Annotated in this window: 16 protein-coding genes and 4 pseudogenes; 11 read left to right on the forward strand and 9 right to left on the reverse strand. The window is 64.0% G+C overall.

From position 1 onward, the window contains the following. Positions 1-331: 331 nt before the first annotated feature. Positions 332-490: pseudogene (locus ACCQ16_RS02935) on the reverse strand (oxidoreductase); the annotation flags it as partial. Between the two features lie 367 nt (positions 491-857). Here ACCQ16_RS02935 and ACCQ16_RS02940 point away from each other — a divergent pair. The 3 genes and pseudogenes from ACCQ16_RS02940 to ACCQ16_RS02950 all read left to right on the forward strand — a co-directional run. Then, positions 858-1,076: pseudogene (locus tag ACCQ16_RS02940) on the forward strand (DJ-1/PfpI family protein); the annotation flags it as partial. Positions 1,077-1,082: 6 nt separating this feature from the next. Then, complete coding sequence (locus ACCQ16_RS02945) at positions 1,083-1,625, forward strand: DJ-1/PfpI family protein (RefSeq protein ID WP_372380342.1); 543 nt, start codon at positions 1,083-1,085, stop codon at positions 1,623-1,625. 163 nt (positions 1,626-1,788) lie between these two features. After that, positions 1,789-2,202: a hypothetical protein gene (locus tag ACCQ16_RS02950; RefSeq protein WP_209261639.1), complete on the forward strand. Its 414-nt coding sequence runs from the start codon at positions 1,789-1,791 to the stop codon at positions 2,200-2,202. Positions 2,203-2,260: 58 nt separating this feature from the next. Here ACCQ16_RS02950 and ACCQ16_RS02955 read toward each other — a convergent pair whose 3' ends face one another. Continuing rightward, positions 2,261-2,605, reverse strand: coding sequence for a hypothetical protein (locus ACCQ16_RS02955; RefSeq protein ID WP_372380343.1), 345 nt, complete (start codon positions 2,603-2,605; stop codon positions 2,261-2,263). Between the two features lie 42 nt (positions 2,606-2,647). Beyond that, positions 2,648-3,757, reverse strand: a pseudogene (locus ACCQ16_RS02960) (hypothetical protein); the annotation flags it as partial. Positions 3,758-4,059: 302 nt separating this feature from the next. On the opposite strand from ACCQ16_RS02960, the gene ACCQ16_RS02965 reads away from it, so the two are divergent. Both ACCQ16_RS02965 and ACCQ16_RS02970 read left to right on the forward strand, forming a co-directional pair. Then, positions 4,060-4,371, forward strand: coding sequence for a hypothetical protein (locus ACCQ16_RS02965; RefSeq protein ID WP_218499573.1), 312 nt, complete (start codon positions 4,060-4,062; stop codon positions 4,369-4,371). Positions 4,372-4,811: 440 nt separating this feature from the next. Next, on the forward strand, positions 4,812-5,399 hold the full coding sequence (locus ACCQ16_RS02970; RefSeq protein WP_175393189.1) for a hypothetical protein: 588 nt from the start codon (positions 4,812-4,814) through the stop codon (positions 5,397-5,399). A 338-nt stretch (positions 5,400-5,737) separates the two neighbouring features. Here ACCQ16_RS02970 and ACCQ16_RS02975 read toward each other — a convergent pair whose 3' ends face one another. Further along, the gene (locus tag ACCQ16_RS02975) at positions 5,738-7,324 is read right to left on the reverse strand and encodes an SDR family NAD(P)-dependent oxidoreductase (RefSeq protein WP_218554296.1); all 1,587 of its coding nucleotides are present in this window, start codon (positions 7,322-7,324) and stop codon (positions 5,738-5,740) included. Positions 7,325-7,684: 360 nt separating this feature from the next. Between ACCQ16_RS02975 and ACCQ16_RS02980 the strand changes: the two genes are divergently transcribed. The 3 genes from ACCQ16_RS02980 to ACCQ16_RS02990 all read left to right on the forward strand — a co-directional run bounded on the left by ACCQ16_RS02980 (position 7,685) and on the right by ACCQ16_RS02990 (position 10,069). Beyond that, positions 7,685-8,464 carry an SPFH domain-containing protein gene (locus ACCQ16_RS02980; protein WP_014089266.1) on the forward strand — a complete coding sequence of 260 codons (780 nt, stop codon included), beginning with the start codon at positions 7,685-7,687 and terminating at the stop codon, positions 8,462-8,464. 162 nt (positions 8,465-8,626) lie between these two features. Further along, on the forward strand, positions 8,627-9,601 hold the full coding sequence (locus ACCQ16_RS02985; RefSeq protein WP_277573304.1) for a glutathione S-transferase family protein: 975 nt from the start codon (positions 8,627-8,629) through the stop codon (positions 9,599-9,601). Positions 9,602-9,673: 72 nt separating this feature from the next. Then, positions 9,674-10,069: a VOC family protein gene (locus tag ACCQ16_RS02990; RefSeq protein ID WP_011346265.1), complete on the forward strand. Its 396-nt coding sequence runs from the start codon at positions 9,674-9,676 to the stop codon at positions 10,067-10,069. Between the two features lie 132 nt (positions 10,070-10,201). Here ACCQ16_RS02990 and ACCQ16_RS02995 read toward each other — a convergent pair whose 3' ends face one another. From ACCQ16_RS02995 to ACCQ16_RS03005, 3 genes are all read right to left on the reverse strand, one after another. Then, complete coding sequence (locus ACCQ16_RS02995; RefSeq protein WP_169306476.1) at positions 10,202-10,663, reverse strand: DUF4126 family protein; 462 nt, start codon at positions 10,661-10,663, stop codon at positions 10,202-10,204. A gap of 255 nt (positions 10,664-10,918) precedes the next feature. Continuing rightward, positions 10,919-11,857 carry an alpha/beta hydrolase gene (locus tag ACCQ16_RS03000; RefSeq protein WP_122273593.1) on the reverse strand — a complete coding sequence of 313 codons (939 nt, stop codon included), beginning with the start codon at positions 11,855-11,857 and terminating at the stop codon, positions 10,919-10,921. Positions 11,858-11,942: 85 nt separating this feature from the next. Next, a complete protein-coding gene (locus tag ACCQ16_RS03005; RefSeq protein ID WP_071117406.1) occupies positions 11,943-12,563 on the reverse strand; it encodes a YiiX/YebB-like N1pC/P60 family cysteine hydrolase in 621 nt (206 codons plus the stop codon). A gap of 228 nt (positions 12,564-12,791) precedes the next feature. On the opposite strand from ACCQ16_RS03005, the gene ACCQ16_RS03010 reads away from it, so the two are divergent. Continuing rightward, entirely contained in the window at positions 12,792-13,127 is a 336-nt protein-coding gene (locus ACCQ16_RS03010) for a DUF3817 domain-containing protein (RefSeq protein WP_277573305.1), read from the forward strand. A gap of 47 nt (positions 13,128-13,174) precedes the next feature. Continuing rightward, positions 13,175-13,479, forward strand: a pseudogene (locus ACCQ16_RS03015) (alpha/beta hydrolase family protein). 46 nt (positions 13,480-13,525) lie between these two features. On the opposite strand, the gene ACCQ16_RS03020 reads toward ACCQ16_RS03015, so the two are convergent. Next, complete coding sequence (locus ACCQ16_RS03020; protein ID WP_372380205.1) at positions 13,526-15,853, reverse strand: S9 family peptidase; 2,328 nt, start codon at positions 15,851-15,853, stop codon at positions 13,526-13,528. 409 nt (positions 15,854-16,262) lie between these two features. On the opposite strand from ACCQ16_RS03020, the gene ACCQ16_RS03025 reads away from it, so the two are divergent. Continuing rightward, positions 16,263-17,696, forward strand: a complete 1,434-nt coding sequence (locus ACCQ16_RS03025) for a GAD-like domain-containing protein (protein ID WP_372380206.1) — start codon at positions 16,263-16,265, stop codon at positions 17,694-17,696. 41 nt (positions 17,697-17,737) lie between these two features. Here the strand turns inward: ACCQ16_RS03025 and ACCQ16_RS03030 are convergent, their stop codons facing one another. Continuing rightward, complete coding sequence (locus ACCQ16_RS03030) at positions 17,738-18,829, reverse strand: DUF1615 domain-containing protein (RefSeq protein WP_011346271.1); 1,092 nt, start codon at positions 18,827-18,829, stop codon at positions 17,738-17,740. Between the last annotated feature and the right edge of the window lie 202 nt (positions 18,830-19,031).

Raw genomic sequence — 19,031 nt, forward strand, 5'->3', positions numbered from 1 at the left:
GAATTTCGGCATCTGGGGATCAGCCATTGGCATGGCAGTTTTTGTCTAGGAATCGTATGTGTCACTGGCGCCACATTTGCGGGTAACGGTGCGCAAATTCCGTCTTCGTTAGAATCGATTCCTGGGAAATCAAGAAATTCGGCTGGTAGGGGTTAACGAGATGTTGCATTGCGTCCTGCTGCCCAGCTACAGCAGATCCCAGCCGACACATGTGCACGCATAGGGCGGGGACTCTGAGCATGCTTACAGCGCTGAGTGCGCCCGGTTGGCCTTCAAACCCTCAAGCGCTGCTAAAAAATGACATGCCAGCGCGTAAATGGATTGACGCCCACTACGCTTGCGACGTAGGGCGAATCACCAGGCTGCCGACCTCGACATCCTCTGGCTGATCGATCGCATCGGCGATGGCGTGCGCGATGGCCTTGGCAGGCAGGCCGCTTGCCTCGGACTGCGCCTGCAGGGTTTGCCGCAGCGTTGGGTCGCTCACGGTCGGTTACCAGTCGCCGAGCGCGTTCAGCCATGCATTCAAGCGCATGTTCGGGGCGGCACCCAGGCGCTTGGTGAGGCCGGGCGAGAGATAGCGCAGCAAGCAGCCGGTTGTGGCGATCATCCGGAGCCTTGTTTGCCTGTCCTGCGGCGCTGCCTGGAGAGGCGACCGTTGAAGTAGGCCTTGCGCGCGTCAACGCATGCGCGTGGAGCATGCCTGGCGGCCGCCACGCTGATGCGGGGCGTCCTCACACCGCACTGCGCAGCGGTGCATACAGTGGCCTGCGCACCACCGCAATCGCTCGCGCTGCAGTGCGGGCTCATCCATGCGCGACGCCAACACACTGTTGGTCTCATACAGAGGAACTGCCATGTCTATCGAACGGGAGCAGACCCATGCCAACCATTCGCGCCGTCTGGTGCTACGCACCGCACTGCTGGGCAGCGCTGCGATGATCTGCGCCGGCGCAACGGCCAACGATGCGCGTCCGGCAAGCGCGCGGCGCGACAAGGTGGCCTCAGCTACAGCGCAACTGACGCTAGGCATGTTGGTGTTCGAGGGCTTCCAACTGCTGGATGTGTTCGGGCCGCTGGATATGTTCGGCAATCTGGAAGGCAAGGTGAGGATCGTGATGCTCGGCGAACGTGTCGGCGCAGTCGCCAGTAGCGCCGGCCCAACGGTTGCGGTGGAATACGCGCTGGATTCGGCGCCCCCAGTCGACATCCTGATGGTGCCGGGCGGCATGGGCACGCGCCGCGAGGTGGACAACGCCGCGTTGGTTGCTGGCATTGCGCGCCTGGCGCACACGGCCCCGCATGTGGCCAGCATCTGTACTGGCGCCGCATTGCTTGCGCGCGCCGGCCTGCTGGATGGGCGGCGCGCCACCACCAACAAGCGCGCCTTCGCCTGGGTGACGTCGCAGGGCCCGAAGGCGGAGTGGGTGAAGCGTGCGCGCTGGGTGGAGGATGGACATCTATTCACGTCCTCAGGCGTGTCCGCTGGAACGGACATGGCGCTGGCGCTCATTGCGAAGATCTTCGGCCACGACGCTGCCAAGGAAGTCGCCAGCATCGCGGAGCACGTCTGGAACGAAGATGCCGGCGACGACCCGTTTGCCACCGCCCTCGCTACCGGCTGAGTGGTGGATGCGCTGAGACTGTCCTGTTGATCCGGCTCAGCGGCAAGATGCGACCGTAGCCGCAATGCACCAGGTGGGGCCAGGCTGCGCGCTGATGGAGCGCCGTGCAGCGCTTGATCCTGGTCCACCTGTCTACCAGCCCGCAGCAAGGAGCCGCGCCCCCATGCCATTGGCCATCTTCCGTCGTTACCTTTCGTTCGCGGCCGCCGTTGCCGTTGCCACGCTTGCAGGATGCGGCATGACCAAGCCCCCGATTTCAAAAAAGCAGTTTTCGCAGAATGTTGCGGCACTGCTTGCAGGTAAGGAATCGGCTGTTGTCGAAGCCGGGAAACTGGCCGATGTTGCCTGGAGTCGGCTGTGCTTCGAGCGCGAGGACAGTTTGTTGCTCACGTTCGATCAGGGCGGTGAGACATCCGTACTGCCGTTGCCTTACGAAGAGTTCTTCGTTGATGAAGCCCATGTAGCCAATTCGCTGGAAAATAGCTGCATCACACCGGCCGACCGCATCCTGGTCAAGAGAAAATATTCGGGCGATCACGGGCGTATCGAGTTTCAAAAGGCGACGCAGGAGGGCTGAGCCATGGCCGAGGTCACCGATTCGAACGGTGCCAGCGCGGCCATGGCGGCGACCATGTTCAGACGGATTCACATGCGCGCAGGTGATTGAGCAGGAGGACGTGCTGCACTGGTGGCATCGGCATATCGCGCCGCCCCCGGTCCCATTGCTGCAGGAATGGGCTCAGATACGCGCGATGCCAGGCATTTTGTCGTGTGCGCGCGGCATGGCGTGCGCGCACGCGCTCAACCACCGCTGCCGCACCGACGTCGTCCCCATGTTCCAGATGGTGGAACACAAACGCCAGTAATGTGCTTTCGGGACTGGCAAGCAGCACATCCTGGGCGATTGCCCCGGTGCTGTGGCCTTCCTCCATCATGCGCATGACCATCTCGAGGTCGCGATCGAAGGATGGCCCGGACAACTGCTGCGCGATCACATCGAAGTAGTACACGTCCAGGGCAGGGAGGGCAGCGGCCAGACGGTCGAAGGCGTTGCCTAGCTGCGCATCGCTGTGAGCCGGGTCCAGTCTTAAGCCGCCATACGTGCCGATGTCCTTGGGGTTGAGCACATGCTCGCCGAGCAGCGGTGCGGCACGATCGTATATGTGCAGGTCGTGCAGTTGGGTGGTTGCCGAACGTTGCTGCCAGTCCAGCAGCCGGGCGTGCTGCAGGCCTGCCTGGACAATCAACTCCCCACACGTCGCGTCGTGGGTGGCCCACAGACACTGGCGGCTGCCGTCGCGGTCGCGGGTCCAACACCATGGATGCTCAGGTGGCGCGGCAACCGGCGACCAACCTGCCTGCTGCAGCGCGGCGCTCAGGCGCTGCTCCACCAGCATCGGGATCAGTTCCTGCACGCGTGCGAGCTGGCGCCGGGTCCTGTTGCGTGCGGCCAGCAAGGCAGTGGGCGTGCGCTTGGGCTGCAAGAAGAAGCGCAAGCCGGCGTTTTGCTCGATCTCGCCAGGCTCCTGGCTCTCGCTGAGGTGAGGCAGCGCGAGATCTTCCGACACGCCGCGCCGGCGCTTGAGTCCACGCCGCGCGGCGATGCCACCGATCGCCTGCAGGTCGTCGCAGGCGACAAGACCGTCCAGCGACGACGCCAGGCCGTCCTCGGCGGTGAATGTGGCGTCGAGCCAGCCGTTGACCAGCAGGCCATAGAAGTTGGTGAACAACTCGCCATCGTTGGCCTGATCGGCAAGCGTCAGCACGGCACGGAACAAGGCGGAAACCGGCATGGCGTGGCCGGTTCCCGTTTGCTGGTAGAGCACGGATGCGTTTTCTTCCAGGTGTAGATAGCCCGTGCCATGATCGCTCTCCAACCAGCACGATGTCTCGGCAGCCCTCGCTTGGGCGCGCAGCGCCGCATCGTCGATGGCCTCCAGCGGCGTGCGCACCAGCACGTCGTGGCGCAGCAGCACCTCATGCATGCGCAGCCAGGTCAGGCCGGTGTCGTAGCGTGCCTGCAGGTGGAGCAAGGCGTGGATGAGCGCGGCCTGGTGCGCGGCGTTTTGCGTACTGCGATCGACCAGGTGGATGGCGCGTTCGATCACGTCCTCGATCGCGTGCTGTGACATGGGCAACGTCCTTGCTGGGGGCCGCGACAATACGCACCATCGTAGCGGCTCGCGACAACCGATCAACGACTTCGCCGGCCTGCAGCATTTTGCGAGTGCACTTAAGTCCGCCTCTGGTGCCCATGTGAGTTGTCGCTAGCTCTGTGCAAGGCCGCTAACAGGCATTGGCTTTACCTGCTGGAAATCGCGTCTTCAACGGTGTGTCGTGATGACGTGAAGGGTGCGTGGTTGCGTGCTCTTGAAAGAATCCGCAGCCTCGTGGATCACAGCGCGGCGACGACCTAGCGCCGATCATTGCCTGCATGAATATCGGGAACCAGATCACGGCGCGCACCGTAACCGTCACCTCGGGCGACACCGGGCGCGCGCACAGTGAAGTCAGTGTGGAGTTGTCGGCGCGCCCTGATCCGCGGTGGCAATCGTGCTTCCACTTCGTCGTGCAGGGCCGCGATGGGTTCTACATGGAAGGCCGCCCCATCTTCGACCAGTCAAACTTCGAAGGTGTCGTGCCAGCCGGGCAGGTAGATGCCTTTCGGCACGAATTGCCGGAGGTTTTGGCCTTGACCAACACGCTTGCGCGCGCGCAAGCCATCAAGGATGCGGATCGGCGATAGCGCAGAGCCCGCGACGCCTGCCGGGACGATTGCAGCGTGAGTCGGCCAAGCACCGCGCGGCAAAAACTGCACAAGGCGCGGGTTCATCTGCTCTGCCACTGGAAGGAAGCTTCTTCCTTCTTGCGTAGATGCCAATGCAGGCGCGCCCGGCTGTTCGGAACACCTCTGTCCCCGCTTTACATCGTCAGCTGCCGCTCAACAGCGAGGGCTGTCTGGAGACGGTGCGAACATGGCCGGTTTCTGTGTCGAAGGATGCAGAGCGTTGCGGCCACATCGCGGGCAAAAGCGCATCGCTCGGCCAGGCAGATGTGATGCCTTCGGTGATATGTGCCTCACTTTGGGCGTGGCACTTGCACCGGAGTTCAAGACTTCACGCAACCTGCCGTTAATCCACGCTCACCAGAAGGTTCGATGGAACTGTGGAGGCTGTGTTGAACGTGATGATTCGATTGCTCGTTGTGTCCTTGGCGGCTGCGTGTGTCGCCCCCGTACTGGCTGCCGAACAAGCGCCTGCGCAGATCGATGGCACGGGTGCGCGCATCCGGATGTTTGGTCAGAACGGCGTGGGAATCGTGTTGTACAAGGACGCTGTGTGTACCGCCACGTATGGCGAGAAGGTGCGTGCGTCCGGTTCGTTGGGGAGCGCGTTCGGCTCGCTGATGGGGTCGGTGAAGAACCAGGCGATCGGCATTCCGGAGACCCAGAACACGCGCAACCTGCACGAGCGCAAGATGATCGGTTCCAAGCCGTTCTACAAGGAATATGCGATCGAAGCCGGCAAGCCGGTGGTGGTGGAAGCCGGTGCCAGTTCGCCGGCGCATTGGACCAGCACGCCGGGCTTCAAAAGCGGTTGGACATGCGGGCCGTTGCTGGCATCCACCTTTGTTCCGGAGGCGGGTGCCGATTACGAGGTTGCGTTGGACCTGGACTTTCGCAACTCGGTCTGCACCTTGGCGGTCAAACGGGTTGCCGTTGATGGACAGGTAACTCCTGTCGATGTGGCGCCCGTCTCCAAAGACTGCAAATAATCTCTCGCGTTGCATCAGCTCAGGATGTGGCCAGCGATGATGCAGGCCAATGACGAGACGTTGGCCTGCGTGATTGCAGCACGCGGGCAAAAAAGCAGGAATGGCATCCCTGACGACAGACGTGGCTAGATGGACGACGAGTCGTTGATGCTGTCTGCCGCCTCTGCACGGATATGCTGACGATATGGTCGACGCGTTTCTTGCACGCACTTGCAGTCTGTGTCACTGCGCATCGCGCCAACAGCGCCGGATGCCCGACAGCGTCAACCGAACACCGTTTTTGCTGGTGGTGAGGAATGCGCATGCCGGTATGGATCGCCAGGCCCCGTCATCGCGCCTCACCAATCGGTCGGCGCGTAATCCTTCAAGAACTGCCCCCACACATGTTCGCCGGTGTTGAAGCCGTGGATGATCGGGTCGACGATACGCGCGGCGCCGTCGACGATATCCAGCGGTGGGTGGAAACGTTCTTGCTGCACCTTGAGCGCGGCGATCTCTGCCGGGTCTTCGTCGGTGACCCAGCCGGTGTCCACACTGTTCATATGGATGCCGTCGTTCTGGTAATCGGCCGCCGAGGTGCGCGTCATCATGTTCAACGCGGCCTTGGCCATGTTGGTGTGCGGGTGGCGCGTGGTCTTGAAGTTGCGATAGAACTGGCCTTCCATCGCCGAGACATTGACGATGTGCTTGTCGCGTTCGGGCGTGCGCAGCATCAGCGGCTTGAGACGCGCATTGATGATGAAGGGCGCGATGGCGTTGACCAGCTGCGTTTCCAACAGCTCCACCGACGGCACTTCGGCCATCAGCAGGCGCCAGGAATTGCGGCCGCGCAGATCGACCTGCTGCAGGTCCTGATCCAGTCGCCCATCAGGAAACAGATGCTGCTGGCCTACCAGCTCGTCGTCCAGCAACGCGATCTGCGAGAGTTCGGCGGCACGGGTGAGGCCGTCGGCGCTGTCGAGCCCACGGCCATGCACCGCGGGTAACGCGGTGGCCGAGGCATCGCGGAGCAACTCCGGGGTGCGCAGGCCTTCGTAATGACCGACAAGATTCCGCACGGTCTCCGGCAGCTCGTGCAATGCGGCGGTTTCGCCGGCCATCATGTGGGCGTAGAACTGCGGCGGGCGACGCACGGTCTGGCAGGCGTTGTTGATGATGAAATCCAGCCGCTCGCGCGTGGCCAGCAGTTCATTGCAGAACGCTTCCACGCTGGGGGTATGGCGCAGGTCCAAGCCGAACACCTGCAGGCGATGACCCCACTGCGCGAAGTCCGGTTCCTGCGCATAGCGCGCGGCCGAATCGCGCGGGAAGCGCGTGGTGACGATCAACTCTGCCCCGGCGCGCAGCAACTTCAACCCCGCCTGGTAGCCGATCTTGACGCGCCCGCCGGTCAGCAGGGCGACGCGCCCGCGCAGGTCGGCGGTTTCGGTGCGCTTGAAGAAGTTCACCTCCGCACAGGTGGGGCACATCTGGTCGTAGAAATGATGCAGCTCGGTGAACTTCTGCTTGCAGACATAGCAATGGCGCAGCTCGGGCGAATGCGTGGGCTCCGCCGCGGCAGTGGCGTTTTCGCCGTTGTGGGCGTCGTGCAGGCCGGCGGCATGCGGCGGGAAATAGTTTGGCGTGCTGAACACCGGTTTGCGTCGTAGTGCGCGGATACCGCGTTGTTCCAGCAACGCTTCGGCCTTGCGCACCTTTTCCTGGTGGCGCTCTCGCTCTCGCTGCTTGAGCAACTGCCGCCGCGCCTTCGGCTCGGGGTGATAGACCTTGGCAACCACTTGATGCAGCCGCACGCGGTCGGCTTCGGGCAGGGTGTCCAGTACGCTGCGGTCGGCGTCGATGGCCTCCAGCACGTCCAGGGCCGCGCGCAGGCGGTCGGTCAGGGGCAGCTCGTCGTTGGGCACGGGTGGGGCGTTGGTGTTCAAGGCAGATCCGGAATGGGCGGCTGGCAACGCAGGCACGATGGCCGGCAGCCAGCAGGCGAAGACGATGACAGGAGCAGGCGGGCAGGGCGCCGCTGCGCTTGGCCGCTGGGCGGGATGTCGGCAGGCGGACATTTTCGCCGATTGTGGGTGGCTGGCGCCAATACGGGCGGCTGAGCGGGTCAGCCAGGCTGTTGCCGCGCGCTCGGCTGGCGGCCTTGGGCGCTCCATGAGCGACGAGCTGTCGGTGAACGTCCCCCAGCTGCGGGCAGGATGCGACTGGCCGGATGTTTGGGTAATCTTCCGCCACACCGGCGCGAATTGGCGCCCGGGGCATTCAAGGGGACATCGATGAAGACTTCCATGCTGGCCATCGGGCTGGCCGGCTTGCTGTGTGCGTGCACCGTTGTGTCGCCCGATCCGGGGCAGCAGGCCGTGTTGGTGGATAAGCCCTTGTTCTTCGGCAAGGGCGGCATCCGCCTGGACGATGTGCGCGATCCCGGGCGCACTTACACCTGGCTGACCACGTCGGCCAGCTATGTGGATGTGACGCCGCAAACCGTGCAGGTGGCATTCGACGATTTTTCCTCCAGCGACAACATCCTGTTGGACTTCTCCACCCAGATCCAATACAGGATTACTGCGCCGGCGCTGCTGTTGTCCAGGTTTGGGCAGGATTGGTTCAAGAACAACGTGGCCAGCCAGTACGCGTCCATCGTGCGCGACCAGGTCAAGCGCTACGACATGACTAAGATGATGAGCGACCCGGACACCGCCAGAAAGATCGACGATTCGGTGACGCAAAACGTCAGTGCCTTGGTCAAGGAGCAAGGCCTGCCGATCCAGATCCAGAACATCACCTTGGGCCGCGCACGTCCGAATCCGGATGTGTTGCAACAGATGAATCTGACTGCCGCGCAGCAACAGCGGGTCAAGACCCTGGTGGAGGCGACCACCGCAGAACGGCAGCGCGAGCAGGAGCAAGAGGCCAAGGCCGACGCCGACAACGCGTACCGCAACCGCATGGGGCTGACGCCGGAGCAGTACCTGGCCAGCCAGATCGCCGAGCTCAATGCCGAGGCCTGCAAGAAAGCGCAGGCGTGCTACATGGTGCCATCGGGAACGGCGGTGATTGCAAGATAGGTGCGTCTTGCCTGCCGCCAGGCGCACGCACCGGGTGATGCGCCTGCCTGCATTCTTCCACGGTGATCGCGTGCCACGCTCGCGCACCATCGCGCTGCTCACGCAGCCTGCAACATCGCTGGGCTACGGTCGCCAGTGAGTGTCGCGGCGGGAGAAAGCACGATGGGTCTGTTGGTCGATGGCAAATGGCAGGACAGGTGGTATGACACCAGCAAGAGCGAGGGGCGGTTCGAGCGCTCGCAGTCGCAGTTTCGCAATTGGGTCACGCGCGATGGCAGCGCCGGGCCGCATGGCCAGGGCGGGTTCCAGGCGGCTTCGGGGCGTTATCACCTGTATGTGTCGCTCGCCTGCCCATGGGCGCACCGCACGCTGATCTTCCGGCGCCTGAAAGGGCTGGAGTCGATGATCGACGTGTCCATCGTGCACTGGCTGATGCGCGAAAACGGCTGGACCTTCGCCGATGGGCCAGGCGTGGTCGGCGACACCGAGAGTCACGCGCAATATCTGTACGAGGTGTATCTCAAGGCCGACCCGCATTACTCGGGCCGGGTCACGGTGCCGGTGTTGTGGGACCGCGAGCGCAAGACCGTGGTCAGCAACGAGTCGGCAGACATCATCCGCATGTTCAATAGCGCCTTCGACGCGATTGGCGCTGCAGACGGTGATTTCTACCCGCAGCCGCTGCGCGAGCAGATCGATGCGGTGAATGCGCGTGTCTATGACACCGTCAACAACGGGGTCTACAAGGCGGGCTTTGCGACCACCCAGGCGGCCTATGACGAAGCGGTGGTGCCGTTGTTCGAAAGCCTGGACTGGCTGGAGGCGCGCCTGAGCGCACAACGCTATCTCTGCGGCGACCGGCTCACCGAAGCCGACTGGCGCCTGTTCACCACACTGGTGCGGTTCGATGCGGTGTACGTGGGGCACTTCAAATGCAATCTCCGGCGCATTGCCGACTACCCGCAGCTGTCTGGATTCCTGCGCGAGCTCTACCAGATGCCGGGGATTGCCGACACCGTGAACTTCCAGCACATCAAGGGGCATTACTACCAGAGCCACGACACCATCAACCCCACCGGTATCGTCCCGATGGGGCCGCTACTGGATCTGGATGCGCCTCATGGGCGTGGCGGCTGATTCGCATGGTCGCCATGGCACGGCGGGTAAGGTGGCGTATGCTGCGCACCCGCGCGATCAACAGGCGACGTCATGCTCAATCATGTCATGGTAGGAACGAACGATATCGCGCGTGCGCGAGCGTTCTACGATGCATTGCTAGGAGGTGTCTTCGGTGCGCCTGCGCCGTTCGTCAATCAGGCAGCAAGCGGGCACACCCGCCTGTTCTACCGGCATGCAGGCAGCACTTTTTGTGTGAGCGAGCCGATCAACGACGAACCCGCCAGCCCGGGTAACGGTGCAACGGTTGGCTTCAAGTGCGACTCGCCGGAACAAGTGCAGCACTTTCATGACAGCGCGGTCGCTGCCGGCGGCATTTCCATCGAAAGACCGCCCGGTTTGCGTGAGAGCAGTATGGGGCCGACGTGGTTGGCGTACGTGCGCGACCCTGATGGAAACAAGCTGTGTGCGATCTATCGCCCGGCGTGAGCAAGGTCTGTTACGCGGTCTGTCACAGGCATAATTTGCTGAGTTGATAGCGGCGACGGAGCGCTATGCGAGCACGGCCTGCGCAACCCGTGGCAGGCCTTCAAGCATCATGCATGGATCCGTGGAGATGCGTTATCGCTTGGCCGCATCGCGCATGATCAGCGTCGCCGCGCCTACCGTGATCGCGTCTTCGACCACGCCGGTGCTGGTTTGGCCGTAACGCTCGATCGCGCGCATGCGTGCATTGAAGGTGAGATAGGCGGCGGCAACGGCCGTCGTCGCACCGAGCAGCGCGGCGATGCCGCGTTGTTCGCGCGGCGCCAATGCAGTGCCGACGATCACACCGGTGGCGATGCGCGCAATCATGCCGGGCAGCACGATGCGGTCGGGCGCGGTCTTCATCTTGTCGCCGGCCAGCTCGCCGCCAGCCAATGCCAACATGCCGGCCGATGCCAGTGGGTTGGCGAGCAATGCCGGCGCGCCATTGTCGGCAGGGAGATTGCCGGTGCGTGCAGCATTGGCGACGGCGGCCAGCGGCGTCATCGACCGCATGCCGGCGACGGCGCCCATCAGGATGGAGTGGATCAAAGCCATGTGCACCTCTGCATGTGCTCGACCATCGCAGGCGGAATGCCTGCGCGTGGCACGCTGTTATCGATCTGCGCAGACTAGGGCGTGGCGTGTGTGGGAGTTGGCAAGATGTTGTGCACGCTGCGCATCGGTTGTGCTCGCATGCCGGCCGCTGCCATGCGCAAACCGCTGGCGCAGCAACCGGTGGTGTCCGTGGCTGACCGCTGCGGTGCATGCCGTTGCCTTGGGCACTTCAATATCCCGAGGCCATGCCTTGTGTCAGCGCTCGCTCTGATCGGCAGCCTTGCTCCCGAGCAATACCTTCAAGCCGTGGGTGATGCCGCGCGGCCCGATGCTCAGGTGGTCCTCATCGTTGAGAACCTCAAGCGTGAGATGCAACGACGGATAGCCACGCGCACGCAACGCACGCGCCATGTTCTGGGTATCGATGACCATGTCGTAGGTCTGGTGATAACGCACTTGCTCGTACTCGCCGACGTACATGTACACCTGCGCCGGCAGATCGCGATGCGTGGCTGCAAAGGTCGTTTCCTGCGCCACCATGGCATGTTCGCCATACCAGTACGACGGGCTCCCGAGGATATAGCCAGAAAACATCTCCGGGCTGCTGAGCAGGATGTCCGTGCCGAGCAGGCCGCCGTACGAATGCCCCAGATACAGGCGCCGCTGTTCGTCGGTTCGGTAGTGGTTGGCCACAAACGGCAAGACCTGCTCGCGCAGGTAGCGGATATAGGCAGCGCTCTTGCCGTGGGTCGCCACCGGCGCCGCGTTAGGGCCGTCTTCCGGCGTCGGCGTATAGTCGCGCCTGCGGCTGGGCATGGGTTCCTCGCCGACGGCGTAGGACAGCCCAACCAGGATGAAATCCTCGATGGCCGGGCCTTCGCCATTCAAGCGACGTGCGATCTGTTTGACCAGCGCAAACGCGTAGTCGCCGTCGGTGGCATACAGCACCGGGTAACGCCGCTGCGGATTTTCCGCATAAGCGCGTGGCAGGGCGACGAAGACCTGATAGCGACGCCCCGAGACTGGATCCGGTACGTCCCAGACCTGCGTATCGGCCAGCTCATAAGGGTGGCCCTCGCCACGCTGGCTGCCCGGGGCATGGGCAGGCGTGCGCACTGCGACCGCTGCCTGCGGCGTTGCTGCTTTAGCCGGCGTCGGCGCTGGTGCCTTGCCGCAGCCGACCAACAGCGCGATCCCTAATCCTGCCAACATCGCATTCTTCAAAGCAGTCTCCTGCAGGGTTACCCTGGAATCGTCTGGGGACATCGGCACGCGGCGTTTAGTTCAGTCGACCGATCGAGGTCAACGCCGCCGTCGTGGCCATATCGTTCGGATTGGTGCCCGGCATGTCCTGCGGCACAGGCATGCCCTTGCTGCGGTAGAAATCGATCCAGTATGGCGAAATCTTGCCGGTCTGCAGGTTCTTGAAGTTCATCGGTTGCAGGGCGAACACGTGATGCGCGCGGAAGGCGCGCTCGATGAAATCCGAGCAGTAATAGCGGTTGTCGTCCTGCACGTAAGTGTCGTTGTAGGGCTTGCCAAGCATGCGCCATGCCTGGGCAATGGCATCGGGGATGGCAGGACGATGTTCGGGGGTGAGCCGATACACGAAGATCTGCCGCTGCTTGGCGGTGGCCTCATCGATGAATGCCTGCAGTGGCTGCTCGCGCGAACCGTATTCGTCGGCATGCAGCACCACCGCAACGTCGCCTGCATGCGCCACCAGCGCGACATGGTCGAAGCTGGGTTGCCCCTGGGTGGCAGTTGCATCGTCGATGGCGCCGCTGAGGCCAGTGTGCGCCGCAGTGACGAACAGCAGATCGCCATCGCGCACCTTCAGCGCCAGCGCCGTGGCGGGCAATAAGGCAACCAGCAGGAACAACAGCAGTGCGATGCGCATGGTGCGAGGCTTGAGGACGACGGAGCCGGCATTATCGCCGGGATGTGCGGCGGCGGTGCCAAACGCATGTGGGCACTGGGCACGTATCACGCGCATCGGTCGCAAGGCGCATGCGCTTGCCTGGCCATTTAACCTCAGTGTCGTTGGGTTGGACTGTAGACTGGCCTTGCCAGCGGGCGTCGCCGCCGCCATCGCGTCGCGGCAATCCCTGTCCGTCTGGAGTGTTGTATGCGTGTGTCTTCTGCGTTGTCGCCGATCGGCCGTCTGTTTGCGTTGGCTGCATTTTTCGAAGGGCTGACCTGGGCCGGATTGTTGGTCGGCATGTTTCTGAAGTATGGGCTGCAGAGCACCGAGCTCGTGGTCTGGGTATTCGGGCGCCTGCATGGCGCGGCGTTCCTGTTCTATGTCGCGGTCAGCGTGATTGCCGCACTGCGGCTGCGCTGGCCGTGGTGGGTATGGGCCTTGAGTCTGCTGGCGGCGTTGCCGCCGCTGGTGACGGTGCCGCTGGAGATGTGGTTCCGGCGTCTCGGCTTGCTGGGCCAGCGGCAACCTGTTGCGCACTGAACCGTTGCGCGCCCGGCGCGCGCAGCCCCCTGGCAGCACGTTCGCCGCTGACACCGGCCAATCCGATCAAGATGCCGGTGCTTCTTATGGCCGGTGGCAAGGACGAGCGCGCCGGTCGAACACACCCAACGGATGGAGTGCGCACTCAAGGATGCCCGCGTAATCGCTGTACTTCCCCAACGAGGGCTACGGGTTCTTCATCGAGCCGCATCGACGCGGGTACGACACGCGCGTGCTGGCGTTTTTGAGGAAGCACTTGGGTGGCAGTACGGCCAAGCGAGTGGCCGCCGTGTCATCCGGGTCTAACCGGATGACACATGTGGTGCGGCGCCTAGGCGCGATGACGCGTTAGCTGCGGACATGGCGCAGCAGCGGCCACCGTACCGCCTGTACGCCGCTCAATTGGCCGGCATCGGCTGCATCTGATACTGCGCCGGCGGGGTCGCACCGAGCAGGTACTGCACGAAGTAATCCCAGCGACGGCGGGTGACGTACGGGGTGAGATCGCCGTAGCCGTGCTTGGCGTTGGGCAGCATCAGCATGTCGAAGTTCTTGTTGGCCTTGATCAAGGCATCGGCCACCAGCAAGGTGAGGTACGGCGGCACGTTGTCGTCCAGCGTACCGTGCACCAGCATCAGCCGGCCCTTGAGCTTGCTGGCGTGATTGGCGTTGGCCTGGTCGTCGTAATTGGAGGTGCCGTCGGTGTTGACGATGTGCTCGCCGTGATACTTCTCGGCCCAATCGTCTTCGTAGCCGCGATTGTCGTGGTTGCCGCTTTCCGACCAGGCCACCTTGAAGAAATCCGGATAACGCAGCATCGCGCCGGTCGAGGCGTTGCCGCCGCCGGAATGGCCCCAGATGCCGACGCGATCCAGATCGATCCAGGGATAACGTTGACCCAGCTCCTTCAAGCCGGCGACCTGATCGGGCAAGGTGTTGTCGCCCATGTCGGCGTACCAGGTGTCGTGGAAGGTCTTGGAGCGCCACGGCGTGCCCATGCCATCGATGGCAATGACGATAAAGCCCAGTTCGGCCAGCGATTGATTGTCGCCATGGCCGGCGAGAAAGCTGCGCCCGCGCACCGAGCCGGTCTGCGGGCCGGGGTAGACGTAATCGATGACCGGGTACTTGCGCGTCGGGTCGAAGTTGGTGGGTTTGAACATCAAGCCGTACAACGTGGTCTTGCCATCGCGTGCCTTCACTGTGATGGGTTCCGGCGGTACCCAGCCGGCCGCCTTGAGGCGGGTGATATCGGCGGTGGCGATCGTGCTGACGGTGCGGCCGTCGCCGGCTTCGCGCAGCAACGTGACCGGCGGCGTGACCGAGGTGGAATAGGTGTCGACAAAACGTGCACCGTCGGGCGACAGCGCGATGCTGTGATTGGCCGGTTCCGGCGTGAGCAACACCGGATCGCCGCCATCCAGGCTGACTTTCCACAGCTGCTGGTAGTACGGGTCCACGCCTGCGCTGCGGCCGACGCCGACAAACCATGCGGTGCGCGTGACCGGGTCCACGCGCAGCAATTCGGTGACGTTGCCTTCGCCGGTGGTGATGGCGCGCTTGGGTTTGCCGGTGGCCAGATCGTAGAGATACAGCTGGCCCCAGTCGCTGCGTTCGGAGAACCACACCGCCTCGTTGCTGGCCGGCAGATACGCCCAGTTGGCGGCGACCTGGCCGCTTTCGTAATAGGTCTTGACGGTTTCGTCGAAGGCGGTGCGCACCGCGCCGGTGCTGGCATCGGCGATACGCAACCAGGTCTGCTTGTGGAAGCGCGAGGTGGAGGCGAATGCCAGCGTCTTGCTGTCCGGTGCCCACTTCACGTCGTCCCACAGGCCAGGCGAGCAACTCACGTCGTCGCAGAGCGTGGAGCGATGTTGATCCGGCGGTGTTTTCAGGCGCAGCACGCTGCGGGTGGGCACGTCGATGATGACGCGCTCGATCATGGTCACGTCCTTGTCGCCGGCCAGCGGATATTTCCACGCCCGCAGTTCCGGATGTCCCAGCTTGGTGCTGACCAGGTACATGTCGCCGGTCTTGCGCTGGTCCTGCTGGAAGGTGGCGATCTTGCGGGAGTCCGGCGACCACGCCAAGATGGCATTGTCCGTGTGCTGCCAGCCGGCGTTATCGGTGGCGTAACCGAAGTTTTCCACGCCATCGCGGGTGAGCTGGGTTTCCTGGCCGCTGGCAAGATCGCGTATCCACAGGTTCCAGTCGCGTATGAAGGCTTCGCTGCGCTTGTCCGGCGACAGCACGCCCGGTTCCGGTTTGTCCTTGGCGTACAGCTTGCTGCAACGCGCACGCGCATCGCAGACCACGGCGGTGTCGCGCACGTTGAGGCGGTAGCGACCATCGGCGGTGACCTTGACCACCGGTGCGAAGGTGTTGGCCTTGAGCGGCTTGTCGCCGGTCTTCAATAGCTTGTTGAGCGAAGCAACCAGCGCAGCCTGTTTGAAGAGCGGTGCGGTCTTGCCGGTGCTGGTGTCCAGCTGCAGCAACCGGTTGCCCTTGGCATCGTGATCGACATACGCCACGTGCGTGGCATCCAGCCAGTCGATGCGGGTGAGGGCGTGGTCCACCAGTGGCTGTGCGGCATAGCTGATCAGCCGTTCGGCGCGCGCGTAGTCGGCCTCGGTGACGGCAGGGGCTTGCGCGCCGGCAAGTGCCGGCAGAGCGGCCAGGGCGACGGCAAGGCACAGGTGCCGCAGCGGCAACGGGGTGGTGGGCATGAAGATTCTCCGGGATGAAAGGAGCGCGCAATGCGGTCGGCGCGACCGTCCGATGCTACCCGCCACGTGGGCTGGGTGCCTCTGCCAGAAGTCGTGCCCGCGTGGTGGCGTCCGTTGCGGGCCGCATCCGGCTCGCAACGGACGCCGCGTGGCCGAGAAAGCGGGCCGGCAATCGAGCGGTTGCCCAGCGGATTGCCCAGGCCCGGCATCACCGCTGCGTGGCGGCGCGGGCTCGATCGCCATCGCCATCGTGGGCGAAGACACCCACGGCCCGCACGTGCGTCGCTGCGCGATCAGCCACCGACGACGTGCCCTTGCGCGATGAACTACGCTTCTCCCGTGCCCCGGCATGGCCATGCGGCACGATATGGGGTGTTGCACGCACGCAATGTTGACTGGAGGCCGTCTGATGTCCTGGTTTCGCCGCTTGGCACTGTCCCCCTTCCTCAAGGCGCATCCGCCAGTCAGGACGCAGCCTGCCGCCATGGATCTGATTGCCGCATATGCGCCAGTGCTGCCTGCCAGTCTGCTCGAGCTATGGCGTAAAAAAGGGCTGGGGCATTATGGACGCATGCAATTGGCGCTGATCGACCCCCGGCACTGGCAGCCGGTGCTGGATCGCTGGATCGTCTCGCCAACTGACGCAGTACAGCGTATTCCGATCGCGCTCACGCCCTTCGGCGCACTGCTGTACTACCGCAAGCTCACTGCCACCGACGAAGACGTGGTCTATGTGGATCCGGTCTCCAAAGCCACCGGCGATCTGAGCTGGAACCTGGAGGACTTCTTCAACCAGTCCCTCTGCGATGCGGCGTTCTGCGATTCCCTGATTCCATCGGCCCGGCTTGCCGCCGCGCGCGAGGAGTGCGGCCCACTCGCTGCGGGCGAGGTCTACCAGATCGACCAACTGCTGCTCTCGATGCAGATGCTGCGGGTCGACAAGGTCGATGCGTTGGCGCTGCACAGCCGGCTGCGCGACGCTGTCGATGCCCCCGCACCCGTGGCCGACGTGCCCGCGACCATTGCCGATGCATTGCCTGCAGAGCAGCGCCCTGTGTTCGAGGGCATCTTCCAGCAACCACAGGCGAGCGGCGACCTGCACGGCCTGTACCTGTCGTCCTATATCGATTGGCATCGCATGCTGTCACTGGAACCCGACGGGCAATATCGCCTGCTGTTCTGGAAGATCGATCATCGCAGCCATGCCCGTACCGATGTGCGTGCGTATTCGGGGCGCTTTGAGGTGACGCAGACCGAAATGGGCGATCGCTACCTCACCCTGGACATCCGCTTGCGCCGCGATTCGAGCGGTAGCGATGCCAACGATGCACAACTGCTGGTCATGCGCTCGGGTACGGAGATGTTCCTGCTGCGCACCGACGAACTGGCAGACATGGCAACGGCCATGGAGGGCTCGAAAACACTCGGACGCAGCGAGTACTACTTCCGTAAGGTGAGGTTGACCGATGCGTTCGTCCCGGAGCCATCCGGCGGGCGCGCCGCGCCACCGCTTGCCGATCTTCCACACGTGTTGCAGCAACAGGTGAATGCCGAGGCGATCATCGCCACCGTCACCTACGTGGACGAGATCGACCCGGACGCTGAAGACGACGGCGCCGGCACCGTCATGTGCACGCTGGACCGCGGCCAGGACGATGGCCTGCGCATGAACATGCCGCTACGCTCGCCACCAGGCACAGGGCGTGCCCTGGTTGGCTGGGTATGGGAGATGGACCTTGCCGCGTGTCGTGCCGGCATCAGGTATCAACGCGGCAGCGATGGCAAGGTGGAAGACGGCCCGGTTGTCGGCGATGTGTTGACCAATCGCCTGAGCACCGAATGAGGCGACAGAGCGCAGCGTCGGCAGCGCGGTGGCCCGCTCGTCTACTTGCTCATGCAGCGCTTCCAGCGTTCGTTCACCCGCTGCGCAAACCAGGCGGTGGTGAGCGTGCGGGTGATCTTTGGGCTTTCCAGGGTGATGCCGGGCAACACGGCACGCGGCAGCGGCTTGCCGGCGCTGCGCTCTGCCAACGCGAACACCTGGCGATACAGGTCGGAGTCGGCGAAATCTGCGGTGTTGCCGGCCTCCAGTGCGCGGCGGAGCTGGCGGTCGCTCATCGCCAACTGGCTGCCCAGGCTGCGTGCGGCGCGCTCGGTGCTGCCGGGCGCATCCAGGCTGGCGCCCGGCGTGAGCAGGTCGCCGTCCAGGGCTAGCGCGATGCCGCTGGCCCTGCTCAGCGCTGCCTGGAAGGCGGCATTGCGGCTGGCGTACCAGCCGGCGTTGAAATCGGCGAAGCGGTACAGCAGCGCGTCGTAGTTGGCGGGATAGCCCAGCAGATGCTGGGTACCGAACCACAGCCCGCCACGGCGGCTGAAGACTTCGTGGCGGATCGAATCGCCGGGCGGGTAGGGGTAGCGCTGCGCATGCTGCTCGGCGAAGGCGATGCTCACCTGCATCGGCCCGGCGGTATGCACCGGGTTGAATCCGTCGAACAGCCGCGCGCCCAGCGGCACGCTGCCGGTGAAGTCTTCGAAGATGCGGCTCAGTTCCTGTTCGGTACGCGCGGCAGCGATGCGCGTGGCATAGCTGCGCCCATCCGGCGAACTCAGACGCAGGGCGGCATCGACCATGAAGCCGGGAATGTGATGCGCGCTGGCGCGGCGGTCGATCTCGGCACGCGAGATCTTGCCCAGGTTGGGCACGACCGGATTGGCCTGGTAAGTCGATTCCTGCTCGGTCACCGCCAGCACTGCGCAGATGTGCTCGGCGCTGGTGTCCAACGCCTGCGAGGACAGCGCCACATACACATCGTTGGCCCAGCCGGCGCGGTCGGGCAATGTTGCCGGCAGGCGCTGCGCGATATCGGCCTTGACCGCATCGGGCGAGCGTTGCGGGGCACGCGGGGCCTGTGTGGCGCAGGCCGACAGCAAGGCGATGGCGAGCAGGGTGAGCGCGCGGGGCAGGTGTGAGATCACGGCGTTTCCGGAAGATCGAGGGGCGGCAGCTGCCGTGCGGCAGTTTACGCGGCCGCGCCGGGGGAGCTTCACCCACCGGCGCGTGGGGTTGCCGTCTCGTCGCATCGCGATGGCAGGCGATCGAGCAGATGGGGTGGACTGCGTGTCGCCGTGCGTCATGTGCATCGCGCGATAGCCAGGCGACGATGCGGGTCTGGCTGCC

Origin of the sequence: Xanthomonas sp. NCPPB 1062 (assembly GCF_041481705.2) — a bacterium.
Taxonomy (GTDB): Bacteria; Pseudomonadota; Gammaproteobacteria; order Xanthomonadales; family Xanthomonadaceae; genus Xanthomonas; species Xanthomonas euvesicatoria.